Source organism: Aquamicrobium sp. (assembly GCF_023954335.1).
Taxonomy (GTDB): Bacteria; Pseudomonadota; Alphaproteobacteria; order Rhizobiales; family Rhizobiaceae; genus Aerobium.
Map to the genome: position 1 here is coordinate 546,644 of NZ_JAMLIE010000002.1, position 13,663 is coordinate 560,306.

The window sequence follows — 13,663 nt, forward strand, 5'->3', positions numbered from 1 at the left end:
ACTATGACTGCCGCGACATTTCGACCATCAGGCAGAGGGCGGAAATCCGCATGACTGAACTCCGCAAGGCCGATTGCGCGGCGCGCCGACGCTCCGTCGGGCTGGCCGCCGCCGCGATCGTGCTGCCTCTTTTCGTATCGGCCTGCGCCAGCGACAAGGATGTCGACCTGACGTCCTATGTCGAGAGCATCGAGCCGGCGGACGCGCTGTACAATCAGGGTCTTGCCAATCTCGAAGCCGGCCGCATGACCGAGGCGGCCCGCAAGTTCGACGCCGTCGACCGCCAGCATCCCTATTCCGAGCAGGCCCGTAAATCGATGGTGATGGCCGCCTTCACCAATTATCGCCAGGGCAAGTACGAGGAAGCGATCAACACCGGCCAGCGCTACGTGTCGCTCTATCCCACCAGCGATGACGCGGCCTATGCGCAGTACATCGTCGGCCTGTCCTACTACCGGCAGGTGCGCGACGTGACGCAGGACCAGAAGGAGGCGCGGCGCCTGGCCGAGACCATGCGCGAGCTCGTTGACCGCTGGCCCGAATCCGAATATGTCGACGACGCCCACGCCAAGATCCGCTTCGCCCGCGACCAGCTCGCCGGGAAGGAGATGCAGGTCGGCCGCTACTATCAGGAGCGGCGCGAGTTCATCGCCGCCGTCAAACGCTTCCGCAACGTGGTCGAGATGTATTCCGACACCCGTCACATCGAGGAGGCGCTGGCGCGCCTGACCGAGTCCTACTACGCGATGGGCCTTGCCTCCGAGGCGCAGACGGCCGCGGCCGTCCTCGGCCACAACTATCCGGAAAGCCAGTGGTACAAGGATTCCTACGCGCTCCTGCAGTCCGGCGGGCTTTCGCCGCGCGAGGACCAGGGATCGTGGCTGTCGCGGGCCGGCAAGGTGCTGACCGGAAGCTGAGAACATCGGGTCAGGATGTGGAAACCGGCTTTCGGGATAAACAGGCATCTGGAATAGGGGGAAGATCGCATTTCGCGCGTCCGTGCGGACGCGCGGCGGTCTAGTCGCAATCCGATGCTCGCTCATCTGTCGATCCGCGATATCGTCCTGATCGAACGGCTCGACATCGATTTTCCGGCCGGGCTTTCCGTGCTGACCGGCGAAACCGGCGCCGGCAAGTCGATCCTGCTCGACGCCCTGTCGCTGACGCTCGGCGCGCGCGGCGACGCCTCGCTGGTGCGCCACGGGGCCGCGCAGGGCAGCGTCACCGCCGTCTTCTCCGTCCCGCACAACCATCCCGCCCGCGTGCTGGCGCGCGACAACGGCTTCGACGATGCCGATGATCCGGGAGGCGACCTCATCCTGCGCCGCAGCCAGTCGGCCGATGGGCGCAGCCGCGTCTTCATCAACGACCAGCCGGCCGGCGTCGCGCTGCTGCGCGAGATCGGGCGCCATCTCGTCGAGATACATGGCCAGCACGACGACCGCGCGCTGGTCGACGCCGGGGCGCACCGCGACCTACTCGACGCCTTCGGCGGCCATAGCGGCGTCGCGCAATCGGTCGGCCATGCCTGGAGGGTGTGGCGCGAGGCCGAGCAGGCGCTGGCGCGCCACCGCGCCAAGGTCGAGGCCGCCGCGCGCGAGGCCGATTATCTGCGCGCCTGCGTCGACGAATTGTCGAAGCTCGATCCTCAGCCCGGCGAGGAGATCGGGCTCGCCGAGCAGCGCGCCGCCATGATGCGGGCGGAGAAGTCGGCGAGCGACATCGCCGACGCGCAGGACGTGCTTTCCGGCCAGAATTCGGCCGTTCCGCCGCTGGCCAGCCTGATGCGCCGCCTCCAGCGCAAGGCCGAGGCCGCGCCCGGCCTGCTCGACGACATCGTCAAGGCGCTGGACGAGGCGCTGATCTCGCTCGACACGGCGCAGGTCGCGGTCGAGACGGCGCTGCGTGCGGCGGCCTTCGATCCGCAGGCGCTGGAGCAGGCGGAGGAGCGGCTGTTCGCCCTGCGCGCCGCCGGGCGCAAGCACTCCGTCGCCGTCGACGACCTTGCCGCGCTGCGCGACGCCATGGCCGCCGACCTTGCCGATCTCGACGCGGGCGAGGAGCGGCTCGCCGGCCTCGAACAGGCGGCGAAGGCGGCAAAGGCCGCCTATGACGAGGCGGCCGGCCATCTCTCGGAGCTACGCCGGGGCACCGCCGCCGCGCTCGCCCGCACGGTGATGGCGGAGCTGCCGGCGCTGAAGCTCGAACGGGCCGAGTTCCTCGTCGAGATGTCGAGCGAGCCGGAGGACAGGGCCGAAAGCGGCATCGACCAGATCGAGTTCTGGGTGCGCACCAATCCCGGCACCCGGGCGGGGCCGATCATGAAGGTGGCGTCGGGCGGCGAATTGTCCCGCTTCCTGCTGGCGCTCAAGGTGGCGCTGGCTGATCGCGGCTCGGCGCCGACGCTCGTCTTCGACGAGATCGACACCGGCGTCGGCGGCGCGGTGGCCGACGCCATCGGCCAGCGGCTCGCCCGGCTGGCGGGACGCATCCAGGTCCTTTCCGTGACCCACGCGCCGCAGGTGGCGGCGCGGGCCGGCACCCATTACCTGATCTCGAAATCCGGCGGCGCGGAACGGGTGGCGACGTCCGTCGCGGCTCTGGCGCGCGCGGCGCGGCAGGAAGAGATCGCCCGCATGCTCGCCGGCGCGACCATCACCGAGGAAGCCCGCGCCGCGGCCGAGCGGCTGCTGAGCGAGAACGCGGCCGCGGGGTGAGGGCCGACCCGCAAGCGCGGCGCTGCCCCTCATCCGCCCTTCGGGCATCTTCTCCCCGTGAACGGGGAGAAGGAATGCCGGCCGCATCGCCACATCCCCTTTTGCAATGCTTGCGATTGGCGAAAGCGGGAATGAAAGCCCTCTTCTCCCCGTTCACGGGGAGAAGGTGGCGGCAGCCGGATGAGGGGCGGCGCAGGCGTGGTGGGGTCCGGCGCATTCCACCCCTTGAGCCGCGCGCGGCAGCGACTAGTTTAGCGCACTGATGCAGCCGGATTCGCCCTCATGACCCAGACCGCCAAGCCCGTCGAAGACTTGACGCTGTCCGAAGCCGCGGAGGAGCTCGCCGCGCTCGCCGCCGAGATCGCCGGGCACGACAGGCGCTATTATGCCGAGGACGCTCCGAGCGTTTCGGACGCGGACTACGACGCGCTCCGGTTGCGCAACGCGGCGCTGGAGGCGGCGTTTCCCGAGCTGGTGCGCGCCGATTCGCCGTCGCAGTCCGTCGGCACCGCGCCGTCCGGCGCGTTCGCCCAGGTGCGCCACGCGCGGCCGATGCTGTCGCTCGACAACGTGTTCTCCGACGGCGACGTGCGCGACTTCGTCGCCTCGGTGCGCCGCTTCCTCAACCTTTCCGCCGACGATCCGCTCGTCTTCACCGCCGAGCCGAAGATCGACGGCCTGTCGATGTCGCTGCGCTACGAGCGCGGCGCGCTGGTGACGGCGGCGACGCGCGGCGACGGCGAGACCGGCGAGAACGTCACCGCCAACATCCGCACCATTGGCGAAATCCCGCAGCGGCTGCCGGCCGACGCGCCGGAGGTGGTCGAGGTGCGCGGCGAGGTCTATATGCGGCGCGACGATTTCCTCGCACTCAACGCGCGCATGACCGAGGAGACCGGCCGCACCTTCGCCAACCCGCGCAACTTCGCCGCCGGCAGCCTGCGGCAGAAGGACCCCGAGGTGACGCGGTCGCGGCCGCTGAAATTCTTCGCCTATGCCTGGGGCGAAGCCTCCGCGCCGCTGGCCGCCACCCAGTTCGACGCCGTGCGGCGGCTGGGCGACTGGGGGTTCCCGGTCAATCCGCACATGGCGCGCTGCGCCGGGATCGAGGACATGCTGGAGCGCTACCGCGCCATCGAGGCCGAGCGGGCGAGCCTGCCCTACGACATCGACGGCGTCGTCTACAAGGTCGACCGGCTCGACCTTCAGGACCGGCTCGGCTTCCGCTCGCGCAGCCCGCGCTGGGCGACGGCGCACAAGTTTCCCGCCGAGAAGGCGACGACGATCCTGCGCGCCATCGAGATCCAGGTCGGCCGCACCGGCGCGCTGACGCCGGTGGCGCGGCTGGAACCGGTGACGGTGGGCGGCGTCGTGGTGACGAACGCGACGCTGCACAACGAGGACTACATCCGCGGCATCGGCAATGACGGCCAGCCGATCCGCGAGGGCAGGGACATCCGCGTCGGCGACACGGTGACGGTGCAGCGCGCGGGCGACGTCATCCCGCAGGTGCTCGACGTCGTTCTCGACCAGCGGCCGGCCGGTTCCGTGCCTTACGTCTTTCCCGACACCTGCCCGGCCTGCGGCAGCCACGCCGTGCGCGAGGAGGGCGAGGCGGTGCGGCGCTGCACCGGCGGCCTGATCTGCCCGGCGCAGGCGGTCGAGCGCATTCGCCACTTCGTCTCGCGCAACGCCTTCGACATCGAGGGGCTGGGCGAGAAGCAGATCGAATTCTTCTTCAGCAACGAAAAGGCGTCGCAGCGCATCGCCTCGCCGGCCGACATCTTCACCTTGAAGAAACGGCAGGAGGCGCTGCCGCAGACGCTGGACGGCTCGCTCGAACGGCTGGAGAAGGTCGACGGCTTCGGCGAGACGTCGGTGCGCAAGCTCTATGCCGCCATCGAGGAGCGCAGGCGGGTGCCGCTCCACCGCTTCCTGTTCGCGCTCGGCATCCGCCACATCGGCGAGACGACGGCAAAGCGATTCGCACGGCACTATCTGTCGCTGGCGGCGCTGCGGGCAGGCGCGGGCACGGCCGTGCCGCCGCAGGGCAAGGGCGACCCCGGCAACGCCCAGTGGCAGGAGCTCGTCGCCATCAACGGCATCGGCGCGGTGGTGGCGCGGGCGCTGGTCGATTTCCTTGCCGAAGCCCACAATATCGAGGCGCTCGACAGGCTGCTCGAAGAGGTGACGCCGCTCGACGAGGAGCCGGTGGGCGAGGTGTCGTCGCCGGTGGTCGGCAAGACCGTGGTGTTCACCGGCGCGCTCGAGCGCATGTCGCGCGACGAGGCCAAGGCCATGGCCGAGCGGCTGGGGGCGAAGGTCTCCGGCTCGGTGTCGAAGAAGACCGATCTCGTCGTCGCCGGGCCGGGTGCTGGCTCGAAGCTCAAGCAGGCGGGCGAGCTCGGCATCGAGGTGATCGACGAGGATGGGTGGTTCGTGCTGGTGGGGCAGGGATGAGCGGGGCCTCGGGCGCCGCGTGCCGGCGGCGTGGCTCAATCGAATTGATGTGACATGCCAGCAATGCTGACCTACACACCGGCCTTCACGAGGAAGGCCGGATGAGCGCCGCCGACAAGACCGACCAGCGACCGGGCCGACTCGCCGATTTCATCGACGGGGCGTGGCAGAGCCTTCCCGTCGTCATCGCCTCCGCGCCTTTCGGCGTGCTGTTCGGGATGATCGCGGTCCAGAACGGGCTGAGCATCGGCGAGGCGACGCTGATGAGCGCGACGCTGTTCGCCGGGGCGAGCCAGCTCGTCGGGCTCGAGATGTTCGGCCAGAAGATCGCGCCGTGGCTGATCGTGCTGTCGATCTTCGCCGTCAATTTCCGCCATGTGCTCTATTCCGCCGCCATCGGCCGGCGGCTGCGCCCGTGGACGCGCATCCAGCGGATCGTCGGTTTCTTCTTCCTGACCGACGCGCAATATGCCTATAGCGAGAAGCGGGCGGTGATCGGCCGGCTGACCTTCTCCTGGTACATGGGCTATGCGCTCTTCCTCTATGTCTTCTGGGTCGCCGAATCGGCGCTCGGCGCGGCGTTCGGCAATTTGATCCCCAATCCCTATGTGCTCGGTATCGACTTCATGCTGCCGATCTACTTCCTCGGCATGGTGATGGATTTCCGCAAGCGGCCGCTGTGGCTGCCCGTCGTCGGCGCCAGCGCCGTCGCCTCGGTAGTCGGCTATTATCTGGTCGGCCCGCCGTGGCACGTCTCGCTCGGCGGGGCGGTGGGCATCCTGCTGGCGGCGATCCTGACGCCCGGCACGCGGCGGGGAGGCGCGCGATGAACACGACGCTGTGGATCATCCTCGCCGGCGCGGCCGTGACCTACCTGACCCGGATCGGCGGGCATCTGGTGCTGTCGCGCTTCCAGCGCATCCATCCGCGGATCGAGGCGGCGCTCGACGCCGTTCCCGCCGCCGTCCTGACGGCGCTGATCGCGCCGTTGACGGCTATGGCCGGGCCGATGGAATGGGCGGCGCTCGTCGTCGCGGCGCTGGTGGCGCTGTGCGGCGGCGGGCTGAGCACGATCTTCTTTTCCGGCGCGGCGGTGCTGATCCTGCTGCGCAACCTGCCTCTGTAGTTTTCAAGCAGTTCCGGACGGAAAAGCGCTCCGCATCTTCCCGGAACGGCTCAAAGCGGAGCGGTCGCGGCTTCGAGCCACGCCAGCACATCGCCGCCGACCATCGGGCCGATCTCGGCAAGGACGCGGGCATGGTAGGCGTCGAGCCAGCGAAGCTCGGCGGCGGTGAGGAGGTCGGTGCGGACCAGCCGCCGGTCGAACGGGGCGAGCGTCAGCGTTTCGAAGCCGTGCATGGCGATCTCGCCGCCGGGAACCTGCTGCGCAGGGGTGACGACGATCAGGTTCTCCAGCCGGATCCCGTAATGGCCGGCCTTGTAGTAGCCGGGCTCGTTGGACAGGATCATGCCGGCGAGCAGCGGCTGCGTCCCGGTTTTGGCGATGCGCTGCGGTCCCTCGTGGACGGACAGGAACGAGCCGACGCCGTGGCCGGTGCCGTGGGCGTAGTCGAGCCCGGCCTGCCACAGCGCGTGGCGGGCCAGCGCGTCGATGTCGCTGCCGCGCGTGCCGGCGGGAAAGCGCAGCGTCGACAGCGCGATCAGCCCCTTCAGCACCAGCGTGGCGCGCTCGCGCATCTCCTCGCTGGGCTCGCCGATGGCGACGGTGCGGGTGATGTCGGTGGTGCCGTCCTGGTACTGGCCGCCGGAATCGACGAGGTAGAGCTCGCCCGCATCCAGTTTGCGGCTGGTCTTCGTCGTCACCCGGTAATGGACGATGGCCCCGTTTGGGCCGGCGCCGGAAATGGTGTCGAAGGAGATGTCGCGCAGCTTCATCTGCGCTTCCTCGCCGGTGGAGCGGCGGAAGCCCTCCAGCGCGGTGACGGCGGCGATCTCGTCGATCGAGCCGGGCGCCCGCGTATCGAGCCAGTGCAGGAAGCGGACCACCGCCGCGCCGTCGCGGCGATGGGCGGCGCGGCTGCCGGCCAGCTCGGCCTCGTTCTTGATCGCGCGCGGCAGGCGGGCGGGGTCGGCGAGCCGGACGAGCGTGCCGCCATTGTCCTCGACGATCATGCGCAGCTTCTCGGCGGCGAGCGCCGGATCGAGCGCGATGCGCGAGCCGGCCGCGGCCAGCGCGGCGAGCCGGCCTTCCAGCGCCTCGGGTTCGAGAACGGCCGCGAGCTGCGTGAGATAGGCCTCGGTCTCGATGGTCAGCTTGGCGCGCGACAGGAAGACGAGCGGCAGGCCCGTCGCCGGCAGGATGGCGAAGCCGAGGGCAAGCGGCGTATGCGGCACGTCGCCGCCGCGGATGTTGAAGGCCCAGGCCAGGGAGGAGGGGTCGGTCAGGACCGCGCAATCGGCGCCGGCGGCGGCGATCTCGCCTGCGAGACGGGCGATCTTGTCCTTCGCCAGTTCGCCGGCGAAGCCGAACGGATGGATCTCGATCTTCGCCGCGGGCGCGGCGGGCTGGTCGGGCCAGATGGCGTCGACCGGGTTTTCCTCGACCGCGACGAGGCGTCCGCCCGCCTTTTCGAGCGCGGCGCGCAAGCCTTCGGCCTCGGCGATGGTGTGCAGCCACGGGTCGAAGCCGATGGCCGCGCCGGCGCCGGCATGGGCGGCGAGCCATTTCGCCGGCGGGGTGTCGATCAGACTCTCGATGGCGAAGGTCGCGGTGTCGACCTGCGTCGCGGCCTGGAGCGTATAGCGCCCGTCGACGAACAGCGCCGCGCTGTCGCGCATCACCAGCGCCGCGCCCGCCGACCCGGTGAAGCCGGTCAGCCAGGCGAGGCGCTCGGCGCGCGCCGGGACATATTCGCCCTGGTGCTCGTCGGCGCGGGGCACGAGGAAGCCGTCGAGGCCCGCTGCGGCGAGACGGGCGCGCAGGCGGGCAACCCTGTCGATGCCCTGCGAGGGATCGGTGCTTACGTCGAAGGACTGGAACATGATGGTCGTCTCGCCTGCTGTGCCGGCCCGCTGCCGCCTGACCGAAGGTCTAGAGCATTTTGCCGCCGGACGGAATCGCCTGCCGGCGCATAAATGCAGGCACGCAGGGCGCGGGGCATATTATGCTGCATTGCAATAATTCCGTTCGCGCTTGCAAAAATCGCATGGGAACCATGCCGAAATCGCACTGGTATAATAGGTCAGTATTACTTACCTTTAATGCGTAGACGACACCGTCGCCAGACACAAGGAGACGCGACATGGCAACGAACCCCACAGGGCATGGTTTCTTCCGCAACGCGATCGGCGCCATGATGGCCGCCCGCGAAAGGCAGGCGAGCCGCTACGTGGCCGGCGCGCTGCTGAGGTACGACGACGCGACGCTTCTGGCCAACGGCTACGACCGCGCCGAGCTCGAGAAGCGCGCCTCGGCGAGCAGCTATCCGTTCTGACAAGGCCGAGCCTGCCGGTGCGCCTCCAGTCCCGGCATGGCGAAAGGCGTTCCTTGCCGCGTGGGGCGATGCGGCGAGGATAAGAAAAAGGCGATCCGTGCGGATCGCCTTTTTCGTTTATGGAGCACGGGGTCGCCCGTAGCGGCCTATTCGAGGTGGATCGTCACCCAGCCCTCGCGGCGTAGCGTGTCGACGCGGCGGAAGCCTTCGGCGGCGTAAGCCTCGACCACCGCGTCGTGCTGGCGCTCGAGGATGCCGGAAAGCACCAGCGCGCCGGCCGGAGCGAGGTGGCGGCGCATCTGCGGGGCGAGCCCGATCAGCGGCCCGGCGAGGATGTTGGCGACGATCAGCGCGAACGGCCCGTGATCGCTGAAGACCGGATCGTCGAAGCCGTCGGCCGCCGCGGTCGTCACATGGGCGGAAACGCCGTTGAGCGCGACGTTCTCGGCGGCGACCGCGACCGCGACCGGGTCGATGTCGGTGGCGAGAACCGGGATCGGCGCGAGCCTGGCGATGGCGATGGCGAGCACGGCGCTGCCGGTGCCGAGGTCGAGCGCGTTGGCAGGCTTTTTTTTCGGCACCAGCCGCGCCAGCGTTTCGAGGCAGCCGGCCGTGGTGCCGTGATGGCCGGTGCCGAAGGCGAGCCCGGCCTCGATCTCGATGGCGATCTCGCCAGGCTCCAGCTCCTCGCGGTCGTGCGCGCCGTGGACGACGAAGCCGCCGGCGCGCACCGGCTTCAGCCCTTCGAGCGATTTCGCCACCCAGTCGATGTCGGGCAGCGCCTCGCGGGAGATGGCGAGGGCAGGGCCGTCCGCGCCGGCGGCGGCGCGGATGCGCGCCTCGACGGCGTCGGCGTCGTCCTCTTCGGCATAGACGGAAATCTCCTCGGTGCCGGCGGCCTCGTCGATCTCGACGAGGGCGAGCGGCAGGCCGTCATCCTCGAAGGCCGTTTCGAGGGCGGAAAAGAGGGTGGTCGAGCGCGGGCGGGTTCCCGTCAGGTGAAGGCGGATCTGGGGCAAAGTCTGGGGTCCGGGGTCGGGGGCCGGCGCGTCAGCTTGCGGCGAGCCGCTTGAGCTTGGCGAGGGCGGTGTCGGGATTCTCGCCATAGGAGATGGTGCCGAAGAAATCGCCCTTGCGGTCGAGCAGCAGCACCGATGCGGTGTGGTCCATGGTGTAGTCGCCGCCTTCCAGCTCCACCCGCTTGAAATAGATCGAGTGGGCGCGGGCCATGGCCTCGACCTTGGCCGGCTCGCCGGTGATGCCGGTGATGCGGTCGGAGACGTTGCCGACATAGGCGCCCATGACCTCCGGCGTGTCGCGCGCGGGATCGACGGTGACGAAATAGGCGCGGATGTCCTTGCCCTCGTCGCCCATGGCGTTCAGCCAGCCATCGAGCTCGTAGAGCGTGGTCGGGCAGATTTCCGGGCAATGGGTGAAGCCGAAGAACACGGCGCTCGGCGCGCCGCGGAACGCTGCCTCGGTAATCTCGGCGCCGTTCTGGTCGACCAGCGTGAACGGCGCGCCGAAGCCGCCCGGCGCGGTGCGGGCGCGATACCAGTCATAGGTGAGCCAGCCGACGCCGGCGGCGATGAGGATCAGAATGCTGGCGAGGATCGAGCGCATCATGGCAGGTCACATCCTTGGGATCGTGGCAGCCGCAATTGCCGCGGCGATTAGAAGCACCAGGCCAGCCCTTCCTGCGTCAGCGTCGTCAGGATCGCGGGAGCGTGCTCCATCCAGCCGGCGAAGGCCAGCCCGGCCGTCGCGGCGAGCGCGCCGACGCCGATCAGCGAAAGGCCATAGAGCCGGATGGGGGCGACTGTCTTCATTCCTCCTAGATAGTCCTTCCCGCGCGGTTGCGGAAGGCGTCAAACTGCCGCTTCGCCTGTTCCAGCCGCGCGCGGTCCTTGCCGGCGCGGCCCTTCAATCCCATGTGAGGATGCCTCGATCTGACGGCAACGCCATGGAGCCCCCGTAAAATGCGCCTGAAGCCGCTTCTCCTTTCCGCCCTGTTCGCCGCGTTCGCGGCCGCGCCGGCCCTTGCCCAGCAGGTGGGCGAGGTCGGCGTCGACTGGCTCGGCAACGACATCATCGTCGAGGCCATCGCCGACCCGAAGGTCGAGGGCGTGACCTGCCACGTCTCCTATTTCGAGCGCGGGATGATCGACCGGCTGCAGAAGGGCAACTGGTTCGAGGATCCGTCCGATTCGTCCATCGCCTGCCAGCAGACCGGGCCGATCGTCATCGGCGACATCGACCTGTCGAAGGGCGGCGAGGAGGTGTTCCGGCAGGGCATCAGCCTGATCTGGAAGAAGCAGGTGGTGAACCGCATCTACGACCCGACGACCGACACGCTGATCTACCTGTCGCACAGCCGGCAGGTGCAGGACGGCTCGGCCAAGATGAGCATCTCCACCGTGCCGCTCTACAACCAGCACCCGACCTGGACGAACGGCAAGCCGCAATAGGGCGGCCAGGGCAGGGCGGCGCGCTTTCCCGCCGGCTTGTGCGGCGGCCGGGCGCGGCGTAAGCACGGGGCCATGCAACCCGTTCCGCCCGCGGATTCAGAACCGCGCATCCACACCACGGCCGAGCTGAAATCGTGCCGCCTCGGCCGCCATGTCGTCATCGGTGAGCGCGTCGTGCTGCGCGAGGTGACGGTCGGCGACTATTCCTATTTCGAGCGCCACGGCGAGGCGATCTATACGCGCATCGGCAAGTTCTGCTCCATCGCCGCCAATGTGCGCATCAACGCTCTCGAGCACCCGATGGAGCGGGTGACGACGCACAAGATCACCTACCGGCCGAATGAGTATCTCCGCTATCTCGGCCTCGACCAGGGGTTCCGCGAGCGCCGGCGCGGCAAGCCGGTCGTCATCGGCAACGATGTGTGGATCGGCCACGGCGCGGTGGTGATGCCGGGCGTGACCATCGGCGACGGCGCGGTGGTCGGGGCGAACGCCGTCGTCACCCGCGACGTCGCGCCCTACTCGGTCGTCGCCGGGGTGCCGGCGCGGCGGCTGAAGGAGCGGTTCCCGGCGGAAATCGCCGCGCGGCTCGCCGCGCTCGCCTGGTGGGACTGGCCGGCGGAAAGGCTGGCCGAAGCTGTACCCGACATGCAAACCCTTTCCGTCAAGGATTTCCTGAACAAGTGGGAACAATCGACAGATAAAAATTGAATTGATTTTTATCCGTTATCCTTTCTTGTTCAGGTTAATTTCCTGATTACGGGTTGTATTAACGAAATACTTCTATTTCCGGTTGTTTTTCTACCGATCCTGTGGCTTTCTAGTTTCCGGAGATAAACGCAAGAGCGGATGGACCCCAAACCAAGGGAGAGAGTCATGAGGAAGTCCATCCTGTTCGCGGCCGCGGCCGCCCTTTCGTTCGTTGCTTCGCCGGTTCTGGCCGATGGCTGGGGCGGCGGCTACAAGGCGCCGAGCAACTACAACGGCCACAACAACTATTCGAGCGGCCTGGTCAATGTTTCGCCGACGGTGAAGCTCGGCAATATCGGCGTCGGCAACGGCATCCTCGCCGGCTCGGCCATCGGTTCCGGCAACGGCATCCTGTCCGGCAACAACACCGGCCTCGGCATCCTCGGCACCGGCACCGGGCTGCTGAACAACGTCGTCGGCAACATCCGCAAGCGGTAAGGCCCGACGCCGGCCGGCGCGGGAAGCCGCCCCCGTCTTTCCGCGCCGATCCGCTCGCATCAGGCCAACCGTGCCGCGATCCTCCGGGATCGCGGCCGGCGCCGTTTCGGAACCGGTTTCAGATATATTTCAGAGATTGGCCCTGAGGGCGATCTGCGCGTCGATCGCGCGCCGGCCGATGCCGAGCGGCACCAACACATGGCGGGTGGCGTCCACCCGCAGGACGAGGGCGAGCCGCTCATGCGCCTGCCATGAGGCCTCGCCATAGAGGCCGCGCCCGGTCTCCCCGCCGCCCAGCCCGATGAAGTCGCGCTCCTGCCTGAAGAAGCCGGCGGCCAGGGTCAGCCTCGGCCCCGCTGCATAGACCGCCTCGGCCTCGACGCGCCGCAGCCACACCGCGACGGGATCGTCGTTCGAGGCCATGTCGTAGGCGGCCTTGAGCGCGCCGCGCAGGGTCAGCCGCCCGGCCAGCGGCAGCGCGGCGGTTATCTCGTAGGTCGGACGGGTTTCCCGGAACGCGGCGGTCGGCACGTCGAGCACCGCAAGACCGGCTGCGGCGGCGAGCGTCGGGCCGTTGTCGAGCTTCAGCGCCGCGTGGGCCCTGATCGCGTAGTCGGCGACGTCGATCTGCGGCAGGAGGCCGACGGCCCGCGCCCGCATCAGCCCCGCGCCGGCGAACAGGCCGTAGCTGAACGCGCCTTCGGTGCGGGTCAGCGTCGCGGCGGCGCGCAGGCGCTCGCGCAGCGGCTCCAGAGGCTGCGCGGGCAGGAGGTCGTCCTGAAAGCGCGTGTCGCCCGGCATGTCGCGCGAGGCCGCCGTCTCGACCACCAGCGTCGTGTCGGGGAAGAGCCGTACGCCGGCCTGCAACGCGGCCGCGGCGACGATCCGGCCCGTGCGCATGCCGATCACCGCGTTGCCCAGCGGCAGTTCGTCGCCTTCCTCGGCGGCGCGCAGGGAAAGGGTGCCGCGCAGCTCCAGCCGGTCTGACAGGCGGACGGTGGTCTCTACGAGCGCGGAGGCCGTCGCATCGTCCTCGATCGAATAGCGGTCGTAGCGCCTTACCTGAAACTCGCCGGCGATCCGCGTCGTGCCGAGTTCGTGCACCAGCGTCTCCTCGAGCGCGCCGCGCAGCTGCGTGTACCAGTCCGGCACCGCCAGCGGCGAGTCGAGCGCGTTGGTGGTGTGGTGGCGCGACAGCGTCGCGCTCGCCTTGAAGGTGCGCGGGGGGGCGTCGGCGTATGCGGGGACGGATGTGGCGAGCGCCGCTGCGGTCGCGGCGGCGAGGGCGGTCGGCAGCCTCATGCCCGGCGGTTCGGTCGCGATGCAGGGGAGGTCATGGAGCGCCGCCTTCCCTCGCCGGTGCCCCTTCCGTCGC

Annotated in this window: 14 protein-coding genes; 9 read left to right on the forward strand and 5 right to left on the reverse strand. The window is 69.1% G+C overall.

Annotated features, from left to right (window positions below; all coding sequences use genetic code 11):
* The first annotated feature begins 50 nt into the window (after positions 1-50).
* The 5 genes from M9945_RS15290 to M9945_RS15310 all read left to right on the forward strand — a co-directional run bounded on the left by M9945_RS15290 (position 51) and on the right by M9945_RS15310 (position 6,303).
* The gene (locus M9945_RS15290; protein WP_367945294.1) at positions 51-917 is read left to right on the forward strand and encodes an outer membrane protein assembly factor BamD; all 867 of its coding nucleotides are present in this window, start codon (positions 51-53) and stop codon (positions 915-917) included.
* A gap of 114 nt (positions 918-1,031) precedes the next feature.
* Positions 1,032-2,717, forward strand: coding sequence for a DNA repair protein RecN (recN, locus tag M9945_RS15295; RefSeq protein ID WP_367945295.1), 1,686 nt, complete (start codon positions 1,032-1,034; stop codon positions 2,715-2,717).
* A gap of 282 nt (positions 2,718-2,999) precedes the next feature.
* On the forward strand, positions 3,000-5,177 hold the full coding sequence (gene ligA / locus M9945_RS15300) for an NAD-dependent DNA ligase LigA (protein WP_367945296.1): 2,178 nt from the start codon (positions 3,000-3,002) through the stop codon (positions 5,175-5,177).
* 101 nt (positions 5,178-5,278) lie between these two features.
* On the forward strand, positions 5,279-6,007 hold the full coding sequence (locus M9945_RS15305) for an AzlC family ABC transporter permease (RefSeq protein WP_367945297.1): 729 nt from the start codon (positions 5,279-5,281) through the stop codon (positions 6,005-6,007).
* The gene (locus M9945_RS15310; protein WP_367929473.1) at positions 6,004-6,303 is read left to right on the forward strand and encodes an AzlD family protein; all 300 of its coding nucleotides are present in this window, start codon (positions 6,004-6,006) and stop codon (positions 6,301-6,303) included. Before M9945_RS15305 ends, M9945_RS15310 begins: the two co-directional genes overlap by 4 nt.
* A gap of 50 nt (positions 6,304-6,353) precedes the next feature.
* Here the strand turns inward: M9945_RS15310 and M9945_RS15315 are convergent, their stop codons facing one another.
* Positions 6,354-8,183, reverse strand: coding sequence for a M24 family metallopeptidase (locus tag M9945_RS15315; RefSeq protein ID WP_367945595.1), 1,830 nt, complete (start codon positions 8,181-8,183; stop codon positions 6,354-6,356).
* Positions 8,184-8,440: 257 nt separating this feature from the next.
* On the opposite strand from M9945_RS15315, the gene M9945_RS15320 reads away from it, so the two are divergent.
* Positions 8,441-8,632 carry a hypothetical protein gene (locus M9945_RS15320; RefSeq protein WP_367945298.1) on the forward strand — a complete coding sequence of 64 codons (192 nt, stop codon included), beginning with the start codon at positions 8,441-8,443 and terminating at the stop codon, positions 8,630-8,632.
* 146 nt (positions 8,633-8,778) lie between these two features.
* Here M9945_RS15320 and M9945_RS15325 read toward each other — a convergent pair whose 3' ends face one another.
* From M9945_RS15325 to M9945_RS15335, 3 genes are read right to left on the reverse strand one after another with little or no spacing between them, the layout of a single operon-like run.
* Positions 8,779-9,651, reverse strand: coding sequence for a 50S ribosomal protein L11 methyltransferase (locus M9945_RS15325; protein ID WP_367945299.1), 873 nt, complete (start codon positions 9,649-9,651; stop codon positions 8,779-8,781).
* Between the two features lie 31 nt (positions 9,652-9,682).
* Positions 9,683-10,258, reverse strand: coding sequence for an SCO family protein (locus M9945_RS15330; protein WP_367929476.1), 576 nt, complete (start codon positions 10,256-10,258; stop codon positions 9,683-9,685).
* Between the two features lie 47 nt (positions 10,259-10,305).
* Positions 10,306-10,461, reverse strand: a complete 156-nt coding sequence (locus M9945_RS15335) for a hypothetical protein (RefSeq protein WP_367929477.1) — start codon at positions 10,459-10,461, stop codon at positions 10,306-10,308.
* A 150-nt stretch (positions 10,462-10,611) separates the two neighbouring features.
* Here M9945_RS15335 and M9945_RS15340 point away from each other — a divergent pair, with 150 nt between their 5' ends.
* The 3 genes from M9945_RS15340 to M9945_RS15350 all read left to right on the forward strand — a co-directional run bounded on the left by M9945_RS15340 (position 10,612) and on the right by M9945_RS15350 (position 12,288).
* The gene (locus M9945_RS15340; RefSeq protein ID WP_367945300.1) at positions 10,612-11,100 is read left to right on the forward strand and encodes a CreA family protein; all 489 of its coding nucleotides are present in this window, start codon (positions 10,612-10,614) and stop codon (positions 11,098-11,100) included.
* A 72-nt stretch (positions 11,101-11,172) separates the two neighbouring features.
* Positions 11,173-11,811 (forward strand): DapH/DapD/GlmU-related protein, encoded by a 639-nt coding sequence (locus M9945_RS15345; protein WP_367945301.1) that lies wholly within the window; start codon positions 11,173-11,175, stop codon positions 11,809-11,811.
* A gap of 165 nt (positions 11,812-11,976) precedes the next feature.
* Positions 11,977-12,288: a hypothetical protein gene (locus M9945_RS15350; protein WP_367945302.1), complete on the forward strand. Its 312-nt coding sequence runs from the start codon at positions 11,977-11,979 to the stop codon at positions 12,286-12,288.
* A 129-nt stretch (positions 12,289-12,417) separates the two neighbouring features.
* Here M9945_RS15350 and M9945_RS15355 read toward each other — a convergent pair whose 3' ends face one another.
* Positions 12,418-13,590: a hypothetical protein gene (locus tag M9945_RS15355; protein ID WP_367929481.1), complete on the reverse strand. Its 1,173-nt coding sequence runs from the start codon at positions 13,588-13,590 to the stop codon at positions 12,418-12,420.
* Between the last annotated feature and the right edge of the window lie 73 nt (positions 13,591-13,663).